23 protein-coding genes are annotated in these 25,301 nt (G+C 56.8%); 15 read left to right on the plus strand and 8 right to left on the minus strand.

The features are described 5' to 3' along the window. The first annotated feature begins 11 nt into the window (after positions 1-11). From fdxH to KGP24_RS22970, 4 genes are all read left to right on the plus strand, one after another. Positions 12-914, plus strand: coding sequence for a formate dehydrogenase subunit beta (fdxH, locus tag KGP24_RS22955; protein ID WP_008501831.1), 903 nt, complete (start codon positions 12-14; stop codon positions 912-914). After that, the gene (gene fdoI / locus KGP24_RS22960; RefSeq protein ID WP_223561892.1) at positions 911-1,546 is read left to right on the plus strand and encodes a formate dehydrogenase cytochrome b556 subunit; all 636 of its coding nucleotides are present in this window, start codon (positions 911-913) and stop codon (positions 1,544-1,546) included. Before fdxH ends, fdoI begins: the two co-directional genes overlap by 4 nt. Then, positions 1,543-2,472 (plus strand): formate dehydrogenase accessory protein FdhE, encoded by a 930-nt coding sequence (gene fdhE / locus KGP24_RS22965; protein ID WP_223561893.1) that lies wholly within the window; start codon positions 1,543-1,545, stop codon positions 2,470-2,472. Before fdoI ends, fdhE begins: the two co-directional genes overlap by 4 nt. A 218-nt stretch (positions 2,473-2,690) precedes the next feature. Then, the gene (locus KGP24_RS22970) at positions 2,691-3,611 is read left to right on the plus strand and encodes an alpha/beta hydrolase (protein ID WP_223561894.1); all 921 of its coding nucleotides are present in this window, start codon (positions 2,691-2,693) and stop codon (positions 3,609-3,611) included. 8 nt (positions 3,612-3,619) lie between these two features. Here KGP24_RS22970 and fabY read toward each other — a convergent pair whose 3' ends face one another. The 6 genes from fabY to KGP24_RS23000 form a co-directional block, all read right to left on the minus strand. After that, a complete protein-coding gene (fabY, locus tag KGP24_RS22975) occupies positions 3,620-4,561 on the minus strand; it encodes a fatty acid biosynthesis protein FabY (RefSeq protein ID WP_023309755.1) in 942 nt (313 codons plus the stop codon). Positions 4,562-4,605: 44 nt separating this feature from the next. Continuing rightward, positions 4,606-5,043, minus strand: coding sequence for a D-aminoacyl-tRNA deacylase (dtd, locus tag KGP24_RS22980; RefSeq protein WP_223561895.1), 438 nt, complete (start codon positions 5,041-5,043; stop codon positions 4,606-4,608). Continuing rightward, positions 5,040-5,921 carry a virulence factor BrkB family protein gene (locus KGP24_RS22985; protein ID WP_223561896.1) on the minus strand — a complete coding sequence of 294 codons (882 nt, stop codon included), beginning with the start codon at positions 5,919-5,921 and terminating at the stop codon, positions 5,040-5,042. Before KGP24_RS22985 ends, dtd begins: the two co-directional genes overlap by 4 nt. Then, positions 5,915-6,514 carry a glucose-1-phosphatase gene (gene yihX / locus KGP24_RS22990; protein ID WP_223561897.1) on the minus strand — a complete coding sequence of 200 codons (600 nt, stop codon included), beginning with the start codon at positions 6,512-6,514 and terminating at the stop codon, positions 5,915-5,917. The genes KGP24_RS22985 and yihX overlap by 7 nt, the downstream gene beginning before the upstream one ends. A 119-nt stretch (positions 6,515-6,633) precedes the next feature. Next, entirely contained in the window at positions 6,634-7,434 is an 801-nt protein-coding gene (locus tag KGP24_RS22995) for a DeoR/GlpR family DNA-binding transcription regulator (RefSeq protein ID WP_223561898.1), read from the minus strand. 34 nt (positions 7,435-7,468) lie between these two features. After that, complete coding sequence (locus KGP24_RS23000) at positions 7,469-8,365, minus strand: sugar kinase (RefSeq protein WP_223561899.1); 897 nt, start codon at positions 8,363-8,365, stop codon at positions 7,469-7,471. Between the two features lie 155 nt (positions 8,366-8,520). On the opposite strand from KGP24_RS23000, the gene yihU reads away from it, so the two are divergent. The 7 genes from yihU (at position 8,521) to ompL (ending at position 17,259) form a co-directional block, all read left to right on the plus strand. Continuing rightward, positions 8,521-9,411, plus strand: a complete 891-nt coding sequence (gene yihU, locus KGP24_RS23005; protein ID WP_223561900.1) for a sulfolactaldehyde 3-reductase — start codon at positions 8,521-8,523, stop codon at positions 9,409-9,411. A 17-nt stretch (positions 9,412-9,428) separates the two neighbouring features. Then, complete coding sequence (gene yihT, locus KGP24_RS23010; RefSeq protein WP_223561901.1) at positions 9,429-10,304, plus strand: sulfofructosephosphate aldolase; 876 nt, start codon at positions 9,429-9,431, stop codon at positions 10,302-10,304. A 14-nt stretch (positions 10,305-10,318) separates the two neighbouring features. Beyond that, positions 10,319-11,560: a sulfoquinovose isomerase gene (gene yihS, locus KGP24_RS23015; RefSeq protein WP_223561902.1), complete on the plus strand. Its 1,242-nt coding sequence runs from the start codon at positions 10,319-10,321 to the stop codon at positions 11,558-11,560. 17 nt (positions 11,561-11,577) lie between these two features. Next, positions 11,578-13,602, plus strand: a complete 2,025-nt coding sequence (locus KGP24_RS23020; RefSeq protein ID WP_223561903.1) for an alpha-glucosidase — start codon at positions 11,578-11,580, stop codon at positions 13,600-13,602. Between the two features lie 45 nt (positions 13,603-13,647). Further along, entirely contained in the window at positions 13,648-15,030 is a 1,383-nt protein-coding gene (locus tag KGP24_RS23025; protein WP_223561904.1) for an MFS transporter, read from the plus strand. Positions 15,031-15,073: 43 nt separating this feature from the next. Next, positions 15,074-16,498 carry an MFS transporter gene (locus KGP24_RS23030; RefSeq protein WP_223561905.1) on the plus strand — a complete coding sequence of 475 codons (1,425 nt, stop codon included), beginning with the start codon at positions 15,074-15,076 and terminating at the stop codon, positions 16,496-16,498. A gap of 74 nt (positions 16,499-16,572) precedes the next feature. Next, positions 16,573-17,259, plus strand: a complete 687-nt coding sequence (gene ompL / locus KGP24_RS23035; RefSeq protein WP_223561906.1) for a porin OmpL — start codon at positions 16,573-16,575, stop codon at positions 17,257-17,259. 79 nt (positions 17,260-17,338) lie between these two features. On the opposite strand, the gene typA is transcribed toward ompL, so the two are convergent. Then, on the minus strand, positions 17,339-19,162 hold the full coding sequence (gene typA, locus KGP24_RS23040) for a ribosome-dependent GTPase TypA (protein ID WP_032639914.1): 1,824 nt from the start codon (positions 19,160-19,162) through the stop codon (positions 17,339-17,341). Positions 19,163-19,540: 378 nt separating this feature from the next. Between typA and glnA the strand changes: the two genes are divergently transcribed. The 4 genes from glnA (at position 19,541) to KGP24_RS23060 (ending at position 23,817) form a co-directional block, all read left to right on the plus strand. Next, complete coding sequence (glnA, locus tag KGP24_RS23045) at positions 19,541-20,950, plus strand: glutamate--ammonia ligase (protein WP_023309763.1); 1,410 nt, start codon at positions 19,541-19,543, stop codon at positions 20,948-20,950. A 171-nt stretch (positions 20,951-21,121) separates the two neighbouring features. After that, positions 21,122-22,171 carry a nitrogen regulation protein NR(II) gene (gene glnL, locus KGP24_RS23050; protein ID WP_223561907.1) on the plus strand — a complete coding sequence of 350 codons (1,050 nt, stop codon included), beginning with the start codon at positions 21,122-21,124 and terminating at the stop codon, positions 22,169-22,171. A gap of 11 nt (positions 22,172-22,182) precedes the next feature. Next, a complete protein-coding gene (gene glnG, locus KGP24_RS23055) occupies positions 22,183-23,595 on the plus strand; it encodes a nitrogen regulation protein NR(I) (RefSeq protein ID WP_223561908.1) in 1,413 nt (470 codons plus the stop codon). 111 nt (positions 23,596-23,706) lie between these two features. After that, positions 23,707-23,817, plus strand: a complete 111-nt coding sequence (locus KGP24_RS23060; RefSeq protein ID WP_023333898.1) for a YshB family small membrane protein — start codon at positions 23,707-23,709, stop codon at positions 23,815-23,817. 73 nt (positions 23,818-23,890) lie between these two features. On the opposite strand, the gene hemN is transcribed toward KGP24_RS23060, so the two are convergent. After that, a complete protein-coding gene (gene hemN, locus KGP24_RS23065; RefSeq protein WP_223561909.1) occupies positions 23,891-25,264 on the minus strand; it encodes an oxygen-independent coproporphyrinogen III oxidase in 1,374 nt (457 codons plus the stop codon). Positions 25,265-25,301: the final 37 nt, after the last annotated feature.

The following is a 25,301-nucleotide window of genomic DNA, read 5'->3' on the forward strand; positions in this document are numbered from 1 at the left end:
GGAGACGACTTATGGCTTATCAATCTCAAGACATTATCCGTCGTTCCGCGACTAACGGTTTCACGCCCGCGCCTCAGGCGCGGGACCACCAGCAGGAAGTGGCGAAGCTTATCGACGTGACCACCTGTATCGGCTGTAAAGCCTGTCAGGTGGCCTGCTCGGAGTGGAACGATCTGCGTGACGAAGTGGGTCACAACGTCGGGGTGTACGACAACCCGGCTGACCTGACCGCCAAGTCCTGGACGGTAATGCGTTTCTCGGAAGTGGAGCAGAACGACAAGCTGGAATGGCTTATCCGCAAAGACGGCTGTATGCACTGTGCGGATCCTGGCTGCCTGAAGGCATGTCCGTCAGAAGGGGCTATCATTCAGTATGCCAACGGCATCGTCGACTTCCAGTCCGAACAGTGCATCGGCTGCGGCTACTGCATCGCGGGCTGTCCGTTCGACGTACCGCGCCTGAACCCGGAAGACAACCGCGTCTACAAATGCACGCTGTGCGTTGACCGCGTCACCGTCGGCCAGGAGCCAGCGTGCGTGAAGACCTGCCCAACCGGCGCTATCCACTTTGGCTCCAAAGAGGATATGAAAACGCTGGCGGCAGAGCGCGTGGGCGAGCTGAAAACCCGTGGTTACGACAACGCGGGCCTGTACGATCCGGCCGGGGTTGGTGGTACGCACGTGATGTACGTGCTGCACCATGCCGACAAGCCGAACCTGTATCACGGCCTGCCGGAAAACCCGGAAATCAGCGCCACCGTGAAGTTCTGGAAAGGCATCTGGAAACCGCTGGCAGCGGTGGGCTTTGCTGCCACCTTCGCAGCGAGCATCTTCCACTACGTCGGCGTCGGTCCGAACCGCGCGGAAGAGGAAGACGACAACCTGCATGAAGAGAAAGACGAGGTGCGCAAATGAGAAAACGTGACACCATCGTGCGCTACACCGCGCCGGAACGCATCAACCACTGGATCACCGCCTTCTGCTTTATGCTGGCGGCGATAAGCGGGCTGGGGTTCTTCTTCCCCTCCTTCAACTGGCTAATGCAGATCATGGGGACACCACAGCTGGCGCGTATCCTGCACCCGTTTGTGGGCGTCATCATGTTCGCGTCGTTCATCATCATGTTTTTCCGCTACTGGCACCATAACCTAATCAATCGGGATGATATCTTTTGGGCGAAGAATATTCGTAAGATCGTCGTCAACGAGGAAGTGGGTGATACCGGGCGTTATAACTTCGGCCAGAAATGCGTATTCTGGGCGGCGATTATCTTCCTGGTCCTGTTGCTGGTGAGCGGCGTGATCATCTGGCGTCCATACTTTGCGCCTGCTTTCTCAATCCCGGTGATCCGATTCGCGCTGATGCTGCATTCATTTGCCGCAGTAGCGTTAATTGTGGTTATCATGGTGCATATCTACGCCGCCCTTTGGGTGAAAGGCACCATTACCGCGATGGTGGAAGGATGGGTAACCAGTACGTGGGCGAAGAAACATCACCCGCGCTGGTACCGTGAAGTCCGAAAGACAACGGAAAAGAAAACTGAATGAGTATTCGCATAATCCCGCAAGATGAGCTGGGGTCGAGCGAGAAACGCACGGCGGATTATATTCCGCCGTTGTTATTCCCCAGACTCAAGAACCTCTACAACCGCCGCGCAGAGCGTCTGCGCGAGCTGGCAGAGAACAACCCGCTGGGCGATTTTCTGCGCTTTGCCGCGCTGGTCGCCCACGCGCAGGAAGTGGTGCTGTACGACCACCCGCTGCAAATGGACCTGACCGCGCGCATCAAAGAAGCCAACGCGCAGGGCAAGCCGCCGCTGGATATTCACGTCCTGCCGCGCGACAAGCACTGGCAAAAGCTGCTGCATTCGCTCATTGCCGAGCTGAAGCCCGAGATGAGCGGTACCGCGCTGGCGGTCATCGAAAATCTGGAAAAAGCCTCTGACCTGGAGCTGGAAGAGATGGCGAGCGCGCTGTTTGCCTCTGACTTCTCGCTGGTGAGCAGCGATAAAGCGCCGTTTATCTGGGCTGCGCTGTCGCTTTACTGGGCGCAAATGGCGAGCCTGATCCCGGGCAAAGCCCGCGCCGAATACGGCGAGGCGCGCCAGTTCTGCCCGGTCTGCGGCTCCATGCCGGTCTCCAGCATGGTGCAGATTGGCACCACGCAGGGGCTACGCTACCTGCACTGCAACCTGTGTGAAACCGAGTGGCACGTGGTGCGCATAAAGTGCAGCAACTGCGAGCAGACTCGCAATCTCAACTACTGGTCGCTGGAAAATGAAGACGCAGCGGTGAAAGCCGAAAGCTGCGGCGACTGCGGCACTTACCTGAAGATTCTGTATCAGGAAAAAGACCCGAAAGTCGAAGCGGTGGCCGACGATCTCGCCTCGCTGATTCTGGATGCGAAGATGGAGCAGGAGGGCTTTGCCCGCAGCTCGATTAACCCGTTCCTGTTCCCGGGCGAAGGGGAGTAATTCCCTGTGACAGTGCCGGGCGGCGCGTGCTTGCCCGGCCTACAGCTCGACAGCACTTCCCGCCGTCTTTCATGCCAAATACTCCCCCTTCTCGTTGAAAGACGCGTTATCGCCTTGCGAGCCGCTTTCCAGATTGTTGTCCGCAACGCTATTCTTGTTTTCTTTTGAATCAAACCAGGCTATAAAACTGTATATCCATACAGCTAAAGGGAATTCTCATGGCACTGGAACAGGGTATTGCGCAGCTGGTTCAGGGATTTATCGCTGCAGGTCGGCCCTCGTCGCGTCGACAGACCATTGAGGTGCGACGAGCAGGCTATATCGCCAGCACGGGGCTTGCCGGGGAGACCGAAACGCGCGTTCAGGTGGAGACGCTTGTTCTTGAGGGTCTTACCATTCGGGTATATTCACCTCTCGATGCGCCTGAACTATTGCCTGCTGCCATCTACTACCACGGCGGATGTTTTATCAGCGGCGGCTTTGATACCCATGACAACCAACTCCGTCAGTTAGCCTGCTACGGCAATTGCCGGGTGATTGCAATTCAGTACAGGCTGGCACCGGAGCATACTTTCCCCGCCGCACATGACGATGCGGAAAGAGGTGCGGATCTGGTCTGGCAATATGCAGACAAATTAGGCGTGGATAAAAACCGGCTCACCCTCTGTGGAGACAGCGCAGGAGGGCATCTGGCGCTGGTAACGGCGCTGCGGCTTAAGGCGAAAGGGCGATGGAAACCCGCACAGCTCATTCTCATCTATCCCATGCTCGACGCCACCGCCAGTTTTGAAAGCTATGCCCTTAATGGCACGGATTATATTATCACCCGCGATACCCTGCTCAGTGGGTATGAAATGTATCTCGCAGAGACTGACCGGCAGCATCCGGAAGCCAGCCCGCTGTGGCGCGATGATTTTTACGGGCTTCCGCCAGTGCATATCATTACAGCAGAGTACGATCCGCTGTGCGATGAGGGAGAAATGTTGTATCAGCATCTGACTGAGCAGGGTGTGAAGTGTACCGCTCAGCGCTGGCTGGGCGTCATCCATGGCTTCTTTCAGCTTGGCGGCGTCAGCCAGTCAGCGCGAGACGTTATGCGGGATATCGCCGGGCGGATTCAGCATGCCCGGGGAGCGTGAACAGGAGATTACTCCTCCTCGTTCCCACCCTCTTCATACGCGCCGAAGGGCTTCGCCGGAAGAACGATGTAGGTGCCTTCAAACACTGCACCCGGTGTTTTATCGCCAAACAGCTCAACCTGCATTTGTACGCGCGCTTTGCGGCCGCGTGCCAGACGGTCAAGATCGCCACCCAGTGACCCCAGATCGGCCACGGCGCTCGGCTTGCCGCTTATCGGTGCGCTATAGCGAATGTGGGCATCGGCCAGAATGATGGTGCCGCCCAGATGGCGCTCGCGGAGCATCAGCCAGATAAGTCCCCAGCCGGTGAGCGTGGCCAGTGAGAAAAGACTTCCGGCAAACAGGGTGTGGTGCGGGTTCTGATTGCCGGTTTCCGGCATGGTGGTAATAAATTTTTGTCCGGTGTACTGCTGAATGCGCACGCCCATTTTTTCACTGAGCGGAATGTGCTGATACCAGGCCTGCTGCAGCTGACCACACCAGTCGGCGCGATGAAGAATATCATCCAGCGTGGCGATGGGTTTAATCATCAAAAAATGACGAATCGGCGTGGTTTGCGGGGTCGTGATTTCCCCCTGATTCACAAAACCAAGCTTGGCGAAGAATTCTACGGCATCTTCGCGAGCGCTACAGGTGACGCGCTTAACGCCTTCCTGACGGGCCACGGACTCAAGGGTCATCGCCATTAGCGTCCCCAGCCCTTTGTCCTGTACGGAGGGATGAACCGCCATAAAGCGAATAGACGCTTCGTTATCGGCGTTGATATACAAACGCCCGACGGCGACGAGGTTACCCTCTTCGTCCATCACCATCTGATGGTGGGCCATCGCGTCCCAGGCATCGCGTTCAGAGCCTTTTGGCTGATGCAGTGGCTTGCGCAGCATTTCCCAGCGGAACTGGTAATAAGCGTCTAACTCTTCTTCCGTTTGCGGTACTCGAAGGTGATACATAGCTGTACTCTCTCTTGTTACCCGCGGCCACGCCGCCAGTTGGCTCATACCTGGAGCCAGAATGTGACGGGACCATCGTTCACCAGCGAAACCTGCATATCTGCAGCGAATCGTCCGGTTTGCGTATTCATTTCCTGCTGGCGACAACGCTCAACAAAGTACTCGTATAGTGCTTCTGCTCGATCCGGCGCGGCGCCTTTGGAGAAGCTCGGGCGCATGCCGCGCTCGGTATCCGCTGCCAGCGTAAACTGGGAAACCACCAGCACGCTGCCGCCCGCCTGCTGGACGTTCAGGTTCATCTTGCCTTCCGCATCGCTGAAAATGCGGTAGCCCAGCACGCGCTCGCACAAGCGGTTGGCTTTTTGTTCGTCATCATCCTTTTCGACACCTAACAACACCAAAAGTCCTGGGCCAATTTCACCCGTCACCTTTCCCTCCACGGTGACGCTGGCACGGGTTACGCGCTGTATCAATGCAATCATGGTTGGTCTGCTTCTTGTTGTTTTTCAGCTGCTGCTGCTTTTTTCAGTTCGCGGTATACGCCGAGAGTGACAGTTATTTCGGCACCAAGCAAGACGATACACCAGGTCCAGTAGACCCAGACAAACAAAATGGGGATCACCGCCAGCACGCCGTAAATCAGCTGATAGGACGGAAACATGGTGATGTAGAGGGCGAACCCTTTTTTTCCCAGTTCAAAGAGTACCGCGGCCACCAGTGCGCCAATAACGGCATCACGGTTAGGCACGCGCGTGGTCGGGACAACGCTATAAAGCAACCAGAAAGAGAGCCATGACAAAATCAGCGGGAAGATGCGCAGGACGTTATCAATGGCACCGTTAAAATCGCTCGCCCAACGCAATGACAGAAGGTACGAGCTGATCGCAAGGCTCGCCCCGGCCAGCAGCGGGCCAAGCGTTAAGATCATCCAGTAGACGGCAAACGAGTAAACCTTGGGCCGCGCTTTTTTACTGCGCCAGATGGTGTTGAGCGCGCTATCAATGGCGTACATCAACAGCAGCGCGGTGACGATAAGACCGCACGCCCCCACCGCCGTCATCTTGTTAGAGTTGGCAACAAACTGCTCGATGTAGTTCTGAATGATGTCGCCGGTGGCGGGAATGAAATTCGCGAAAACAAAGTGGCGAAGCTGTACGCTCACTTCCGCAAACATCGGGAAGGCGGAAAAAAGCGCAAAGATGACCGCCACCAGCGGCACCAGTGAAAGCAACGACACGTAGGCGAGGTTACCCGCCAGCGTGGTCATGTTGTCCTCATCAATCCGGTGCCAGAGCAGCTTCAGCCAGGCCCGCAGCGGACGCGTATGATGTGTGGCTTTTTGATGAACGGTTTTTAGCATAGCTGCTTCGCAAAGTAGTTGGGGATCGTCTCTTTTCCGGTCACCAGAATTGACGTGATACCCAACTGGTTAGCTCCCTCTATATTATCGGCATTGTCGTCGAAAAAGACCGCATCGCCCGCGGTGAATCCCTCTGCCAGCAGAACAGCCTGATAAATTCGCGCTTCAGGCTTACGCATGCCCATCTCCTGCGAGAGATAGATTTTATCTGCCGCCGCCTTAACCTCAGGGTATTCTTCAGGCCAAAACCTGGTGTGGAGGCGGTTGGTATTGGACAGGACAACCACGCGGTGTCCCTGCTCGCGCAGCTTGTGCATGATGTCGATCACTTCAGGCCGGATGGCGACAAATACGGCCTGCCAGCCGTGTGAAAACTGCTCGTAGCTTAACGAGAGCCCCATCTCCTGACAGAAACGTTCTGCAAATTCCTCGTCGCTGATTTCACCGCGCTCGTGCTGGTGGAAGGTCTCGCTCATCGCGAAATTCTGCTTTAACGTCGCCAGCGGAACACGGCTAAAATCGCTCCATGCGCCCAGCACCCGATTAAAATCGATGTCGACGATTACATTTCCTAAGTCAAAGATATAAAGCATGTTTATCTCCTGCTCGCCGTGGAAAATTAACTGTAGCGGGAAAGAGAAGGTTTGGCTATGCGCCAGATTCAGCTTAGAGAAAGGAGCAGCCCGAACCTGAAGTCCGGGCCATAAACGGATTACCCCGCCTGCTGTTCGTCGTTTGAATTCACTTCAACCACCTCAACCTTGCTGGATTTGAGATGGTTTTGCAGCGTGGGGCCGGGGAGTTCATCAGTAAAGAGCGCCGTGGCCTGCGCCACGTTGCCAATTTCCACGGCGGCGGATGCGGTGTACTTCGTATGATCGGCTGCCAGTAAAATATGGCGCGAGTGAGCCATCATGGTTTTCACCACGCTGGCTTCATTGACGTCAAACTCCATCATCGCGCCGTCATGCTCAATCGCCCCCACGCTGGTCACGAGATAGTCCGCCCGGAAGCCAGACACAAACGTCGCCGCCGCAGGGCCGATGATGCCGCCGTTATGCGGGCGCAGCGTGCCGCCGGGCACCATCACTTCAAAGCGCGGATTTTTATAGAGAATGTGCGCCACCCGCAGGCTGTTGGTAATGATGCGCAAATGATTGTGATTAAGTAGCGCCCGGGCGACATGCTCCACCGTCGTACCGATGGTGATGAAGATGGTCGAGCCATCGGGAATGTAGTCCGCAATCGCTTCGGCAATCGCCCGCTTCTCTTCGGTGAGAGACACTTCTCGCTGCTCGAAGGCTGTGTTCACCACGCTTGACGCCCGGCCCGCCCCACCATGATGGCGCGTAATCAGCCCCTGCTCGCTGAGCTTACGAATATCCCGCCGCACCGTTTGCGTGGAGACATCCAGCAGCTGCGCCAGTTCATCAATGTTCATATAGCCGCGATCGGCAATCAGCGTCAGCAGCTGATCGTGACGCGGGTTGCCGGTCAGTTCGGTAAGGCTCATGGGCTGTCCTCTGAAAACCATCACGCCCCGCATTTTATACAAAAAGTGACAAAAAAGAGCGGGTTTGATCACAGTCGGGTATCCCCGCACGCCCGCCGGGCCTGGTGCACTTCAGGGCGGCGACCGCGCTGGCAAACCGCACGGCGTCGTCCACAGGGACATGCTGCCCCAGGCTAACCGCCAGCGCGCCGTGGAAAACGTCGCCCGCACCGGTGGTATCCACTACATCCACCTCAAAGCCGGGCTGATGGCACAATGTGCCGCTCTCCAGCCAGAAGCAGCCGTCTCGCCCCTGGGTAACGTACACATGTCCATTTGTGAGCGTTTGTGCTTTTTTCAGCGCACCTACGGTTTCATCCAACTGCGTTAAGCGCCGCAGCCCCGGCGCGGAGAAGGCAGCGTGGTCGCTTAAGGCGATCAGTTCCGCAATGTCCTGCGGGGTGACGTCGGCATCCAATAAGGTCGGAACGTCCTGCTGGCGGGCAAGTGTGAATGCCTGTTTTGCCCCGTCATGCCAGCGCACGTCTGCCAGGACGATATCCCATTGTGAGAAATCGATTTCATGCAGCCAGTCTGCCGCAGAGGGGAGATCGGGGCTGGGATAGTTCGCAATGACGCGCTCCCCGCTGGCGTCTACCAGCACCGCCGATTGTGACGAACGGGCACCCTTAAACACGCGCGTGTAGCGGGTATTTACCCCCAGGGATTCCAGCTCCGCGAGCAGCCTTCTGCCGGTATCGTCATCCCCCACCCGGCCAATAAAATCCACTTTCGCCCCAAGTTTTGCCGCCGCCACCGCCGCAGTAGCCGCCGGGCCGCCGCCCACTTCCGTGTAGTCTTTTGCGACATATTTCCCACCTTCCTTTGGTAAATCATCGATATACCAGATGCGATCCAGCACGGTAATGCCGACACAAACGATGCGAGTCATGGTGATTCCTTCTGCAATTTCTGATGCCTTCATTTTAATTTCACCAAATGTTTAAAAAGTGACCCATGTCTATTTTTTGACGATAAATTACAAATACGATCAAAAACAGACAACATAAACGCGCAAAAATTGACACGAAGTGACAGGAGAGAGGCATGTCAGCAATCGCATTTATCGGTTTAGGGCAGATGGGCGCGCCAATGGCGAAGAATCTGCTGAAGCAAGGCCACCGGCTTCAGGTCTTTGATGTGAATCCGCAGGCCGTTCAGGCGCTGGTGGAAAGTGGTGCACAGGCGGCGGCAACGCCCGCGCAGGCCGCAGCCGAGGCCGAGTTTGTCATCACTATGCTGCCAAACGGCGACCTGGTGCGCAGCGTCCTGTTCGGCGACCACGGCGTTTGCGAAGGGTTATCACGCGACGCGCTGGTGATAGATATGTCCACCATTCATCCGCTGCAAACCGACGCGCTGATCCGCGACATGGCGGAGCGCGGCTTCAGCCTGATGGACGTCCCCGTCGGGCGCACGTCTGACCATGCCATCGCCGGGACGTTACTTCTGTTGGCAGGCGGCACGGCGCGGCAGGTTGAGCGCGCCACCCCGGTACTCATGGCGATGGGCAACGAGCTGATTAACGCTGGCGGCCCGGGCATGGGCATCCGCGTGAAGCTTATCAATAACTATATGAGTATCGCCCTGAACGCGCTTTCGGCCGAGGCGGCCGTGCTGTGCGAAGCGCTCGGCCTCTCCTTCGACGTGGCGCTCAAGGTGATGAGCGGCACGCCTGCGGGTAAAGGCCACTTCACAACCTCATGGCCGAACAAGGTGCTGAAAGGCGACCTTTCCCCCGCCTTCATGATCGACCTTGCGCATAAAGATCTGGGCATTGCGCTCGACGTGGCCAACCAGCTCCACGTCCCGATGCCGCTCGGCGCGGCTTCCCGCGAAGTTTACAACCAGGCACGTGCCGCCGGGCGCGGACGCGAAGACTGGACGGCCATTCTCGAACAGGTTCGCGCATCTGCCGGGCTGAAAAAAACACTCTGATACGAAAGGACTGAGGAATGACGATGTACACCCTGAAAGATATCACCCGACCTTCCGGCGGTTTTGCGATGCTGGCCGTGGACCAGCGCGAAGCGATGCGCCTGATGTTTGCGGCGGCAGGCGCGCCGGTGCCGGTAACCGACCAGCACCTCACGGATTTTAAGGTTAACGCTGCCAAAATCCTGTCGCCGTATGCCTCCGCCATTCTCGTCGACCAGCAGTTCTGCTATCGCCAGATTGTGGCGCAGCAGGCCGTTGCCAAAAGCTGCGCGATGATTGTGGCAGCCGACGAGTTCATACCGGGCAACGGTATTCCGGTCGACAGCGTGGTGATCGACAAGAACATCGACGCGCAGGCGGTCAAGCGCGATGGCGGCAAGGCGCTGAAGCTGCTGGTGCTTTGGCGCAGCGATGAAGATCCGCAGCAGCGGCTGGAGATGGTGCAGGCGTTCAACACGCTGTGCCACAGCAACGGGCTGCTGAGCATCATTGAGCCGGTGGTGCGCCCGCCGCGTCGCGGAGCCGCGTTTGACCGCGAGCAGGCGATTATTGATGCGGCGAAAGAGCTGGGCGACAGCGGCGCCGACCTCTACAAAGTGGAGATGCCGCTGTTTGGTAAAGGCACGCAGCAGGCGCTGCTGGCCGCCTCGCAGAAGCTGAACGCGGAAATCAATATGCCGTGGGTGATCCTCTCTTCCGGGGTGGACGATAAGCTCTTCCCGCGCGCGGTGCAGGTTGCCATGCAGGCAGGGGCTTCCGGCTTTTTAGCCGGTCGCGCCGTGTGGTCGTCCGTGGTGGGGCTGCCGGATACGAAAATGATGCTGCGCGACGTCTCTGTGCCGAAACTGCAGCGTTTGGGTGAGATAGTCGACGAAATGATGGCTCGCCGTTAAGAAAGGACCTGAACATGAAATGGTTTAACACCCTGAGCCATAACCGCTGGCTCGAACAAGAGACCGACCGTATTTTCGATTTCGGTAAAAACGCCGCCGTGCCGACCGGCTTTGGCTGGCTGGGCAATAACGGCCAGGTGCGCAGCGATATGGGCACGCATCTGTGGATCACCGCCCGCATGCTGCACGTGTACGCGGTGGCGGCAAACATGGGCCGCCCCGGCGCGTATGCCCTGGTTGAGCACGGCATTAATGCCCTCAACGGCCCACTGCGCGATAAACAGCACGGCGGCTGGTACGCCTGCGTGAACGATGAGGGGGTGATCGACGCCTCCAAGCAGGGCTATCAGCACTTCTTCGTGCTGCTGGGCGCGGCGAGCGCCGTGACCACCGGCCATCCGCATGCGCGCAGGCTGCTTGACGACGCCATTGAGATAATCGAGCGCTATTTCTGGAGCGAGGAGGAACAAATGTGCCTCGAATCCTGGGACGAGGCCTTCAGCAAAACCGAGGATTACCGCGGCGGCAACGCCAACATGCATGCCGTAGAAGCCTTCCTGATCGTCTATGACGTGACGCATGACCGCAAGTGGCTCGACCGCGCCCTGCGCATCGCCTCGGTGATTATTCACGACGTGGCGCGCAAAGGGGAGTACCGCGTTAACGAGCATTTCGACACCAACTGGAACCCAATCCGCGACTACAACATCGATAACCCAGCCCATCGCTTCCGCGCCTACGGCGGCACGCCGGGGCACTGGATCGAGTGGGGCCGCCTGATGCTGCACCTGCGCGCCGCGCTGGAAGCCCGCTTTGAAACCCCGCCTGAGTGGCTGCTGGAAGATGCAAAAGGATTGTTCCACGCCACTATCCGCGACGCCTGGGCACCGGACGGGGCCGATGGTTTTGTCTACTCCGTGGGTTGGGACGGCAAGCCTATCGTCCGCGAGCGCGTGCGCTGGCCGATCGTCGAAGCGATGGGCACGGCTTACGCGCTCTACACCGTGACCGGCGAAGCGCAGTACGAAGCCTGGTATCAGAAGTGGTGGGATTACTGCATTAAGTACCTGATGGATTACGAGAACGGGTCCTGGTGGCAGGAGCTGGATACCAATAACGAAGTGACAACCAAAGTCTGGGACGGCAAGCAGGATATTTACCATCTGCTGCACTGCCTGGTGATCCCTCGCCTGCCGCTGGCACCGGGCTTAGCCCCGGCAACGGCCGCCGGCCTGCTGGATAGCCTGGCCAAATAATAAAAGACGGAGTTCTTATGCGTACCCTACACAATATTGACCTGAAAAATAACGAAAGGGGTTTCACCCTACACTGGGAAAACCGCCTGATTTTGTCCCACACCGCGGAAGCGCCCTGCCTGTGGATCGGCGCGGGCGAGGCCGATATCGAGATGTTTCGCGGCAACTTCAGCATCAAAGACAAGCTCAACGAAAAGATTGCCCTGACGGACGCAACCGTCACGCAGCAAAGCGCGGGCTGGGCGATCCGCTTTACCCGTGGCGACGCGGTGAGCGCGACGCTAACGGTGGGCGTGGATGGTGAAGGTCGGCTGGAGCTGAAGCTTAAAAATGATGCCACCTGCCATAACCGCATCTGGCTGCGGCTGGCGGCACAGCCTGAAGATCACATTTACGGCTGCGGCGAGCAGTTCTCTTATTTCGATCTGCGCGGCAAGCCGTTCCCGCTGTGGACCAGCGAACAGGGCGTGGGTCGTAACAAGCAAACCTTTGTCACCTGGCAGGCCGACTGCAAGGAGAACGCAGGCGGGGATTACTACTGGACCTTCTTCCCGCAGCCTACCTTCGTGAGCACCCAGAAGTACTACTGCCACGTAGATAACAGCTGCTACATGAACTTTGACTTCAGCGCGCCGGAATTCCACGAGCTGGCGTTCTGGGAGGATAACGCCACGCTGCGCTTCGAATGTGCGGAAACGTACGTCGATCTGCTGGAAAAACTCACCGGCCTGCTGGGGCGACAGCCGGAGCTACCGGACTGGGTGTACGACGGCGTGACGCTGGGTATTCAGGGCGGCACCGAGGTGTGTCAGCAGAAGATCGACGTGATGCGCAAAGGCGGCGTCAAGGTGAACGGCATCTGGGCGCAGGACTGGTCCGGCATCCGTATGACCTCCTTCGGCAAACGCGTGATGTGGAACTGGAAGTGGAACCGCGAGCTGTATCCACAGCTTGATGAGCGTATCCGGCAGTGGAAAGCGGAAGGCGTGCAGTTCCTCTCCTATATCAACCCGTACGTTGCCAGCGACAGAGATCTCTGCGAAGAGGCGGCGAAACGCGGCTATCTGACCAAAAATGCCGACGGCAAGGACTACCACGTCGAGTTTGGCGAGTTCTATGCGGGCGTTATCGACCTGACCAATCCTGAAGCCTACGACTGGTACAAAGGGGTCATCAAAAAGAACCTGATCGAACTGGGCTGCGGCGGCTGGATGGCCGATTTCGGGGAATATCTGCCGACTGACACCTTCCTGCACAACGGCGTTAGCGCAGAGATCATGCACAACGCCTGGCCAGCCCTGTGGGCCAAATGTAACTACGAGGCGCTGGAAGAGACCGGCAAGCTCGGCGAGATCCTGTTCTTCATGCGCGCGGGCTACACCGGCAGCCAGAAGCATTCGGTGATGATGTGGGCAGGCGACCAGAACGTTGACTGGAGCCTGGACGACGGCCCGGCCTCGGTTATTCCGGCGGCGCTGTCCCTGGCGATGACCGGGCACGGCCTGCACCACAGCGACATCGGCGGCTATACCACCCTGTTCGGGATGAAGCGCAGCAAAGAGCTGCTGCTGCGCTGGTGCGATTTCAGCGCCTTCACGCCGATGATGCGCACCCATGAAGGCAACCGCCCCGGCGACAACTGGCAGTTCGACGGCGATGCGGAAACCATCGCGCACTTCGCGCGCATGACCACCGTCTTCACCACTCTGAAGCCGTATATCAAAGCCGCCGTCGCGCAGAACGCGAAAAGCGGCCTGCCGGTAATGCGCCCGCTGTTCCTGCACTACGAGGACGACGCGCGCGCCTACACGCTGAAATACCAGTATCTGTTTGGCCGCGATCTGCTGGTGGCGCCCGTTCACGAAGAGGGGCGCACCGACTGGACGCTCTATCTGCCGCAGGACAGCTGGGTGAATGCGTGGACCGGAGAAACCTGCCGGGGCGGCGACGTGACCGTTGACGCCCCGCTCGGTAAGCCGCCGGTCTTCTATCGCCAGCACAGCGAATGGGCAGACCTGTTTAGTACCTTACGTCATATCTGATAAGGCTCGCCCGCAGTGAAACCTGCGGGCAGACGGAGAATAATAATGAGTCAACATACTTCCGATCCGGCAGCCCTACGCCTGCCGTTTAAAGAAAAACTCGCCTACGGGATGGGCGATCTCGGCTCGAACATCCTGCTGGATATCGGCACCCTTTATCTGCTTAAATTTTATACCGACGTGCTGGGGCTGCCGGGAACCTACGGCGGGATCATCTTCCTGATTGCCAAGTTCTTTACCGCCTTCACCGACATGGGCACCGGGATCATGCTCGACTCCCGACGTAAGATTGGCCCGAAAGGGAAATTCCGCCCGTTCGTACTGTACGCCGCCTTTCCGGTAACCTTACTGGCGATTGCCAACTTCGTCGGCACGCCGTTTGAAATCACCGGTAAGACAGTGATGGCAACGGTGCTGTTCATGCTGTACGGCCTGTTCTTCAGCATGATGAACTGCTCCTACGGCGCGATGGTGCCCGCCATTACTAAAAACCCGGGCGAGCGCGCCTCGCTGGCCGCCTGGCGTCAGGGCGGCGCCACGCTGGGCCTGCTGCTCTGTACCGTCGGCTTTGTTCCGGTGATGAACCTGATTGAAGGTAACGACCAGCTTGGTTACATCTTCGCCGCAACCCTCTTCTCGCTGTTCGGGCTGTTCTTTATGTGGTGGTGCTACAAGGGCGTGACCGAGCGTTACGTCGAGACGCGGCCTGCTCATCCGGCGCAAAAGCCGGGGCTGTTGCAGTCGTTTCGCGCCATCGCCGGGAACCGTCCGCTGTTTATTCTGTGCATCGCTAACCTGTGCACGCTGGGCGCCTTTAACGTCAAGCTCGCCATCCAGGTTTACTACACGCAGTACGTGCTCAACGACCCGCTCCTGCTGTCGTATATGGGCTTCTTCAGCATGGGCTGTATTTTTATCGGCGTCTTTATGATGCCCGGCGCGGTGCGGCGTTTCGGGAAGAAAAAGGTCTACATCAGCGGGCTGATGATCTGGGTGGCGGGCGATCTGCTCAACTACTTCTTCGGCGGCGGCTCGGTGAGCTTTGTGGCGTTCTCCTGCCTGGCGTTCTTCGGTTCCGCATTTGTGAACAGCCTGAACTGGGCCCTGGTGTCCGATACCGTGGAATACGGCGAGTGGCGCACCGGCGTGCGCTCCGAGGGGACGGTCTACACCGGGTTTACCTTCTTCCGCAAGGTTTCCCAGGCGCTGGCGGGCTTTTTCCCGGGGATCATGCTGACGCAGATCGGCTATGTGCCCAACGTGGTGCAATCCGCCGGGACGGTTGAAGGGCTGCGGCAGTTGATATTTATCTACCCAAGCCTGCTGGCGGTCATCACCATCGTGGCGATGGGCTGCTTCTACAACCTCAACGAGAAGATGTATGTGCGCATCGTGGAAGAGATCGAACTGCGCAAACGTACGGCATAAATGACGTGATAGAGCGCCCTGCGGGGCGCTCTGAGGATCGACCATGACGCATAATACTGATCCGTTAACCCTGAAATTGAGCCTGCGAGAGAAGTGCGCCTACGGAATGGGCGATTTTGGCTCGAACCTGATGCTGTGTATTGGCACGCTGTATCTGCTGAAGTTTTACACGGATGAACTGGGCATGCCCGCGTTCTACGGCGGCATTATTTTCCTGGTGGCGAAATTCTTTACCGCGTTTACCGACATGCTGACCGGCGTGCTGCTGGACTCCCGGCGCAATATCGGTGCGAGGGGAAAATTCCGGCCGTTTATTCTTTACGCCTCCGTCCCGGTGGCGCTGGTCGCGACGGCGCAGTTTATGGCCAACGACTTTAGCCTGACGGTGAAAACGGCGCTCGCCACCGTGCTTTTCATGCTGTTTGGCCTGTGCTACAGCCTGATGAACTGCTCTTACGGCGCTATGGTTCCGGCCATTACCAAAAACCCCAACGAACGTGCGCAGCTTGCGGCATGGCGCCAGGGCGGCGCAACGGTCGGGCTGTTGCTCTGCACCGTCGGCTTTATGCCCATTCAGGCGCTTTTCGTCCACCAGCCCTCTCTCGGCTACCTGGTGGCCGCACTGGCGTTCGTCACCGGTGGCCTGTTCTGCATGTGGTGGTGCTACAGCGGGGTGAAAGAGCGCTACGTGGAGCTCACGCCCGCTCACCACAAACCCGGCATCCTCAAATCATTCTGCGCGATTTTCCGCAATCCGCCATTGCTGGTGCTGTGTATCGCCAACCTGTGCACCCTCGCCGCCTTTAACATAAAGCTGGCGATTCAGGTCTATTACACCCAGTACGTGCTGAACGATCTCCATCTGCTGTCGTGGATGGGCTTTTTCAGCATGGGGTGCATTCTGATTGGCGTGTTTCTGGTACCTGGCGCCGTGAAGCGCTTTGGCAAGAAGCCGGTCTATCTGGGCGGGCTGGCATTGTGGGCGGTAGGTGACGTGCTGAACTTCTTCTGGGGGACCAGCTCCCTGCTGTTCGTGCTGTTTTCCTGCATGGCCTTCTTCGGCACGGCGTTTGTGAACAGCCTGAACTGGGCGCTGGTTCCGGATACCGTCGATTATGGCGAGTGGAAAACCGGCATCCGCGCCGAAGGATCGGTGTACACCGGGTATACCTTCTCGCGCAAAATATCCGCCGCCCTCGCTGGCTTCCTGCCCGGCATTATGCTGACCCAGATTGGTTACGTTCCCCATGCGGTGCAGAGCGCAGGCACGCTGCTGGGGTTGCGCCAGCTTATTTTCCTCTGGCCGTGCGGTCTGGCGATCGTGGCCGCCGTGACCATGGGGCTGTTTTATAAACTCAACGAAGCGCGCTTCGCTTTTATTATCGAGGAGATAGGAAAACGGAAAAAAACATCAGCGAATACCCCTGAGATAACCACCAACAATAAAGCGTCAGCAGTCACTTTATAACAATAAATCCGGCCACTATGTCCTTCCTGCTTATCAGGAGGGAGGCCCTTCTGTACCTGATACATGGACAAATTATGAAAAAAATCATTACTGTACTGATCGTGTCGTCTGTGTCCTGCCCGGTATTTGCCGGGGCCTATGTCGAAACCCGTGAAGCCTACAATACTGCCTCTGAGATGCACGAGGTAATCCTGCGTGCGGGATATAACTTCGATATGGGCGCGGGGCTGATGTTCACCAACGCCTATAACGTGGGGAAATGGGATGAGCTGAAGCACAGCTATAACGAAATTGAGGGGTGGTATCCGCTCTTTAAACCCACCGACAAACTCACCTTCCGGCCCGGTGGATTAATTAACGACAGCAGCGCCGGTTCGGGTGGCGCGGTCTATCTGGACACCAACTATAAATTCGTCGACTGGTTCAACCTGACGTTCCGCTATCGCTATAACCATAACAATTATGATACGCCGGACTATAACGGGCAGATGGATAAAAACGACACGCACGAGTTTGCCAACTACTGGAATTTCAAAGTGACGGATGCGTTTTTCTACACGTTTGAACCGCACTTTTTCCAGCGGGTGAATGATTATCACAGCAAAAATGGCAAAGACCATCACTGGGAAATTACCAATAAGTTTAGCTATAAGATCGACAGAAACTGGCTGCCGTACCTTGAGCTTCAGTGGCTGGACAGATGGAATTATTACAACCGCGAGCAGTACCGGATTCGCTTGGGGTTACGGTACTCGTTCTAATAAAAAAGCCGCTGAGAAATCAGCGGCTTTTTAGCTGCCGGGTGGCGCGTACGCTTACCCGGCCTACGGATTGACCGTATTAGTCTTCTTTCGCACCGCGCATAGCACGCTTACGATCGTTCTCGGTCAGGTGACGTTTACGGATACGAATTGACTGTGGAGTCACTTCTACCAGTTCGTCATCATCGATGAATTCCAGAGCCTGCTCCAGAGTCATCTTGATCGGTGGAACCAGAACCGTTGCTTCGTCAGTACCGGACGCACGCATGTTGGTCAGTTTCTTACCGGTCAGGCAGTTTACGGTCAGGTCGTTAGAACGACTGTGAATACCGATGATCTGGCCTTCGTAAACTTCAGCACCGTGACCCAGGAACAGCTTGCCGCGATCCTGCAGACCGAACAGCGCAAACGCAACCGCTTTACCCTGACCGTTGGAGATCAGCACGCCGTTGTTACGCTGGCCCACTTCGCCCGGACGCACGTCGTCGTAGTGGCTGAAGGTGGAGTAAAGCAGACCGGTACCGGAGGTCATGGTCATGAACTCTGAACGGAAGCCGATCAAGCCACGGCTTGGGATCACGTAGTCGAGACGTACGCGGCCTTTGCCATCTGGATTCATGTTTTTCAGGTCGCCTTTACGCTCACCCAGAGCCTGCATCACAGAACCCTGATGCTGCTCTTCAACGTCCAGCGTGACGTTTTCGAACGGCTCTTGTTTACGGCCGTCGATTTCGCGGAAGATAACTTTCGGACGGGAAACCGCCATTTCGAAACCTTCACGACGCATGTTTTCGATCAGAACAGACAGGTGCAGCTCACCACGACCCGAAACGCGGAATGCATCAGCGTCTTCGGTTTCTTCAACGCGCAGCGCAACGTTGTGTACCAGCTCTTTGTTCAGGCGGTCAAGGATCTGACGAGAGGTAACGAATTTACCTTCTTTACCACAGAACGGAGAGGTGTTGACGTTGAAGAACATGGATACGGTTGGTTCATCAACGGACAGAGCTGGCAGCGCTTCGACGTTCTGCGGATCGCAAATGGTGTCGGAGATGTTCAGTTCACCCAGACCGGTGATAGCGATGATGTCGCCCGCTTCCGCAACGTCACTCTCGATACGCTCAAGACCCAGGTGGGTCAGTACTTTACCGACTTTACCGTTACGGGTTTTGCCTTCGCTATCGATGATAGTAACCTGCTGGTTAGGCTTCACTTTACCGCGCTTGATACGACCAATGCCGATTACGCCAACGTAGTTGTTGTAGTCGAGCTGAGAGATCTGCATCTGCAGGGTGCCGTCGAGATCGACGTTTGGCGCAGGAACTCGGTCAACAATCGCCTGATACAGCGGGGTCATGTCTTCAGCCATGTCTTCGTGGTCCAGACCAGCGATACCGTTCAGCGCAGAGGCGTAAACGATAGGGAAGTCCAGCTGCTCGTCGGTCGCGTCGAGGTTAACGAACAGGTCGAAGACCTGGTCAACAACCCAGTCAGGACGCGCGCCAGGGCGGTCAACTTTGTTGATAACAACGATTGGCTTCAGACCATGGGCAAAAGCTTTTTTGGTCACGAAGCGCGTCTGTGGCATTGGGCCATCCATTGCGTCAACGACCAGCAGAACGGAGTCTACCATGGACATTACACGTTCAACTTCACCACCGAAGTCGGCGTGCCCTGGGGTATCAACGATGTTGATACGGTAGTCATTCCATTTAATCGCGGTGTTTTTAGCGAGGATGGTAATCCCACGCTCTTTCTCCAAATCGTTGGAGTCCATCACGCGTTCTTGGGTTTCGGCACGCGCATCAAACGTACCGGATTGCTGCAGCAGCTTGTCAACCAGGGTAGTTTTACCATGGTCTACGTGCGCGATGATGGCGATGTTACGCAAATTTTCGATCACAACTTTGCCTCAGGCATTTAGAAATAGCGCGTTATTGTACACGGATTAATCGCACTACAAAACAGGATCACAAACATCCCCCGCAAACAAGTATTGCAGAGATGCTTTGTGATCGCTTTCACGGAGCGGTAAAAGGGCACTTTAACGTAAATTGCACCAATATGGTGCTCAATGTTCACATTGAAGCACTATACTGGTGCAACAAATCCATCGTGGTGCAGCCCTTTTGCACTATGGTGCGCATGATAACGCCTTTTTGGGGTGTTTTAAAAGTTGGCACAGATTTCGCTTTATAAAAAATACATGGCACCAGCCAGTACAAACAGAAATTGAAGACCTCGTTACCACGACGACAATGACCAATCTGGAGAGTTAAGTATGTCCGCTGAACACGTTTTGACGATGCTGAACGAACATGAAGTGAAGTTTGTTGATCTGCGCTTCACCGATACCAAAGGTAAAGAACAGCACGTCACAATCCCTGCTCATCAGGTGAACGCCGAATTCTTTGAAGAAGGCAAAATGTTTGACGGCTCCTCCATTGGTGGCTGGAAAGGCATTAACGAATCCGACATGGTTCTGATGCCAGATGCGACCACTGCGGTCATTGATCCGTTCTTCGAAGAACCAACCCTGATCATCCGTTGCGACATCCTCGAGCCAGGCACGCTGCAGGGCTACGACCGCGACCCACGTTCTATCGCGAAACGCGCTGAAGAGTACCTGCGTTCTACCGGCATCGCAGACACCGTTCTGTTCGGGCCAGAGCCAGAATTCTTCCTGTTCGATGACATCCGTTTCGGTGCCTCTATTTCTGGCTCCCACGTGGCTATCGACGACATCGAAGGTGCATGGAACTCCTCCACCAAATACGAAGGTGGTAACAAAGGTCACCGTCCTGGCGTGAAAGGCGGTTACTTCCCGGTTCCTCCGGTCGACTCTGCGCAGGACATCCGTTCCACCATGTGTCTGGTGATGGAAGAGATGGGCCTGGTTGTTGAAGCTCACCACCACGAAGTGGCGACTGCTGGTCAGAACGAAGTGGCAACCCGCTTCAACACCATGACCAAAAAAGCGGACGAAATTCAGATCTACAAATATGTTGTGCACAACGTTGCGCACCGTTTCGGTAAAACCGCGACCTTCATGCCAAAACCAATGTTTGGCGATAACGGTTCCGGTATGCACTGCCACATGTCTCTGTCCAAGAACGGTACTAACCTGTTCTCTGGCGACAAATATGCCGGTCTGTCCGAGCAGGCGCTGTATTACATCGGCGGTGTAATCAAACACGCTAAAGCGATCAACGCCCTGGCGAACCCAACCACGAACTCCTACAAGCGTCTGGTCCCGGGCTACGAAGCGCCAGTGATGCTGGCCTACTCTGCGCGTAACCGTTCTGCTTCTATCCGTATCCCGGTGGTGGCTTCTCCTAAAGCGCGTCGTATCGAAGTGCGCTTCCCGGACCCAGCGGCTAACCCATACCTGTGCTTCGCAGCGCTGCTGATGGCCGGTCTGGACGGTATCAAGAACAAGATCCACCCTGGCGAAGCGATGGACAAAAACCTGTACGACCTGCCGCCAGAAGAAGCGAAAGAGATCCCACAGGTTGCTGGTTCTCTGGAAGAAGCCCTGCAGGCGCTGGACGCAGACCGCGAGTTCCTGACTGCAGGTGGCGTATTCACTGACGACGCTATCGATGCTTACATCGCCCTGCGTATGGAAGAGAACGACCGCGTGCGTATGACGCCACACCCGGTAGAGTTCGAGCTGTACTACAGCGTTTAATTAAAGTTGTTTTACCCGGCGTGATAAGCGCCGGGGGTAGTTGCCGTGGAAACTTTTAGCCCATCTCCGGATGGGCTTTTTTCTCCACCAACAACCTGATCTCACGCGCTTTTTACGCCGAAAACGCTATACTGCACTAAATTAGTGCAAACGACTCCAGGAGACTGCTGAATGGCAACTGGCACGCTGCCCGATGCTGGGCAGATCCTCAATTCTTTGATTAACAGCATTTTGCTGGTCGATGACGAGCTGGCCGTTCATTACGCCAACCCGGCGGCGCAGCAGCTGCTCGCTCAAAGCGCACGTAAACTGTTCGGCACCCCGCTTCCTGAACTCCTGAGCTATTTTTCGCTGAATATTGGCCTGATGCAGGAAAGTTTGCAGGCTGGCCAGGGGTTTACCGATAACGAAGTGACGCTGGTGATCGACGGGCGCTCGCACATTCTGTCGCTTACCGCGCAGCGTCTTCCCGATGGGATGATCCTGCTGGAAATGGCGCCGATGGATAATCAGCGTCGACTGAGCCAGGAGCAGCTTCAGCATGCGCAGCAAATTGCCGCCCGGGATCTGGTGCGCGGTCTGGCGCATGAAATCAAAAACCCGCTGGGTGGGTTACGCGGCGCGGCGCAGCTTCTGACCAAGGCGCTGCCCGACCCCGCGCTGGCGGAGTATACCAACGTCATCATTGAGCAGGCGGACCGTCTGCGGAACCTGGTAGACCGTCTTCTCGGTCCGCAGCAGCCGGGAATGCACGTCACTGAAAGCATCCATAAAGTGGCTGAGCGGGTGGTGAAGCTCGTCTCAATGGAGCTGCCGGAGAACGTCACGCTGGTACGTGATTACGACCCAAGCCTGCCGGAACTGGCCCATGACCCGGACCAGATTGAGCAGGTTCTGTTGAATATTGTGCGTAATGCCCTGCAGGCGCTGGGGCCCGACGGGGGCGAGATTATTTTACGCACCCGTACCGCCTTCCAGCTCACCTTACACGGCGTGCGCTACCGGCTGGCGGCCCGAATCGACGTTGAGGATAACGGGCCCGGCATTCCATCGCATCTGCAGGATACCCTGTTCTACCCGATGGTAAGCGGTCGCGAAGGCGGGACCGGCCTGGGCTTATCCATTGCCCGAAGTTTGATCGATCAACACTCCGGAAAAATTGAATTTACCAGTTGGCCGGGACATACCGAGTTTTCGGTTTTCCTGCCGATTAAAAAATAAAGGTGACGTTTATGCAACGAGGGATAGTCTGGGTAGTCGATGACGATAGCTCCATCCGTTGGGTGCTTGAACGCGCGCTCACAGGGGTGGGCTTAAGCTGCACGACGTTTGAGAGCGGCAGCGAAGTGCTTGACGCACTCACCACCAAAACGCCAGATGTTCTGCTGTCGGATATTCGTATGCCGGGCATGGACGGGCTGGCGCTGTTAAAGCAGATCAAACAACGCCACCCTATGCTTCCGGTCATCATAATGACCGCGCACTCCGATCTGGATGCCGCAGTGAGCGCCTATCAGCAAGGGGCGTTCGATTACCTGCCCAAACCCTTTGATATCGACGAAGCGGTGGCGCTGGTTGAGCGCGCGATCAGCCATTATCAGGAGCAGCAACAGCCGCGCCACGCGCCCGATTTTGGGCCAACGACAGACATCATCGGTGAAGCGCCGGCGATGCAGGACGTGTTTCGCATTATCGGTCGTTTGTCCCGCTCGTCCATCAGCGTATTGATTAACGGTGAATCGGGAACCGGTAAAGAGCTTGTGGCGCATGCCTTGCACCGCCACAGCCCGCGCGCGAAAGCGCCGTTCATCGCCCTGAATATGGCGGCGATCCCGAAGGATTTGATTGAGTCTGAACTGTTCGGCCATGAAAAAGGGGCATTTACCGGCGCCAATACCATTCGCCAGGGGCGGTTCGAACAGGCTGACGGCGGCACGCTGTTCCTGGATGAAATCGGCGATATGCCGCTGGATGTCCAGACCCGCCTGCTGCGCGTGCTGGCCGACGGACAGTTTTATCGCGTGGGCGGCTATGCGCCGGTGAAGGTGGACGTGCGCATTATCGCCGCGACCCACCAGAACCTGGAGCAACGCGTGCAGGAGGGAAAATTCCGTGAGGATTTATTCCACCGTCTGAACGTCATCCGCGTTCATCTGCCGCCGCTGCGTGAACGCCGTGAAGATATCCCTCGCCTGGCGCGCCATTTCCTGCAGGTGGCCGCTCGCGAGCTGGGTGTGGAAGCCAAGCAGCTTCACCCGGAAACCGATGCCGCTCTGACGCGTCTGGCGTGGCCGGGCAACGTGCGCCAGCTGGAAAACACCTGCCGCTGGTTAACCGTAATGGCCGCCGGGCAGGAAGTGCTGATTCAGGATTTACCGGCCGAGCTGTTTGAAGCAACCGCGCCTGAAAGCAGTACCGGGCACGCGCTGCCGGACAGCTGGGCGACGCTGCTGGCGCAGTGGGCCGACCGCGCGCTGCGTTCCGGTCATCAAAACCTGCTGTCTGAAGCTCAGCCGGAGATGGAGCGTACGCTGTTAACTACCGCGCTTCGTCATACGCAGGGTCATAAGCAGGAAGCCGCTCGCCTGCTGGGATGGGGACGTAATACCCTGACGCGCAAGCTTAAAGAGCTGGGAATGGAGTGATCGTACTCCGCTGTGTAAAGGTTATTAATTGAGCGCAAATTGCCGTTATTTTGCGCTTTACTGTTCCGATGAGTTTTGTATGATCGTGCCCGGAAATTGGGGGTGAACATCATGCTGGAAACAATCGTGAATATGCTCTCTAGCGGAGCCGCTGAAAGCCACACGCCACAAACAGCCGTTGCGGCTATGTTGTGTGCGGCGCTGGTTGGGCTGTTTAGCTAGCGGGGTTGAACGTAAAAGCCGGGTGGCGGCTTCGCCTTACCCGGCCTACGTTTTGTGCTTTAGGCAATGCGCCTTAAATCACCCGCGAGAACTGCTGCAGTCGCGCTTTCTGACGCAGATACGCGTCAAAGCACATGCAGATATTACGGATCAACAGACGCCCTTTCGGCGTGACCTCAATCGCGCTCTCCGACACATCCACCAGCCCGTCTTTCGCCAGCGGCGCAATCAGCTTCAGGTCTTCCGCAAAATAATCGCTGAAGTGCAGATCCCACTGCGACTCAACGTCGCTGAAATCGAGACGGAAGTTGCAGATTAGCGCCTTAATCACATCGCGCCGAATGCAGTCGTCGCGCGTTAACGCGATGCCTCGCCACAGCGCGTTGCCCGTTTCATCAACCTGCTGGTAGTAGCGCTTCAGCTCTTTCTGGTTCTGCGCGTAACAGTCGCCAATCATACTGATGGCGGAGACGCCCATCCCCAGCAAATCGGTATCGCCCTGCGTCGTGTAGCCCTGGAAGTTGCGGTGCAGAACGCCTTCCCGCTGAGCAATCGCCAGCTCGTCATCCGGACGAGCAAAGTGATCCATTCCGATAAACTGATATCCGGTTTCGGTCAGCGAGGTGATGGTTTCCTGCAGAATATCCAGCTTCTGCTGGGCAGAAGGAAGATCGGCATCTTTTATTTTGCGCTGGGCGGCAAAGAGCGTCGGCAGGTGCGCATAGTTAAAGACGCTCAGGCGGTCCGGGTTGAGTTCGGCCACGCGCTTCAGGGTGAAGGCGAAGCTTTCCGGCGTTTGCTTTGGCAGGCCGTATATCAGGTCAATATTGGTCGAGGTGAAGCCAATTTCACGCGCATGGTTGAGTAAGGCAAAGATAAACTCTTCGTCCTGCTCGCGGTTGACCAGGCGCTGCACCTCTTTGTTGAAGTCCTGCACGCCCATGCTCAGACGATTGAAGCCTTCGGCGCGTAAGTGATCCAGTACATCCAGTTCTATTTCACGCGGATCGACTTCGATCGAGATTTCAGCGTCGGCTTTAAAACTGAAATTACCGCGCAGCAGAGCCATCAGGCGGCTAATTTGCGCTTTATTCAGATAGGTTGGCGTGCCGCCACCCCAGTGAAGCTGGCTGACGTGACGGCCTTTAAACAGCGGTGCGCGATGCACAATTTCCTGTTCGAGCGCGTCAAGATACTGATCGGCTTTGTGCTGCTGACGAGTCACGATTTTATTGCAGCCGCAGAAGTAGCAAAGCTTGTGGCAAAACGGAATATGGACGTAGAGCGACAGCGGACGCTCAGGATAGTGCGCAACAGCCTGCTGAAAATCCCCCTCGCCGAAGGCATCGGAGAACTCCAGCGCGGTGGGGTATGACGTATAACGCGGCCCGGAATAGTTATATTTCTGGATTAGGGCCAAATCCCAGTCGATAGTTGGTGCTGACATGCTCACTCCTTCCGTTGGTGTCGCGTTCGTATACGGC

The sequence above is a fragment of the Enterobacter sp. JBIWA008 genome, assembly GCF_019968765.1.
GTDB lineage: Bacteria > Pseudomonadota > Gammaproteobacteria > Enterobacterales > Enterobacteriaceae > Enterobacter.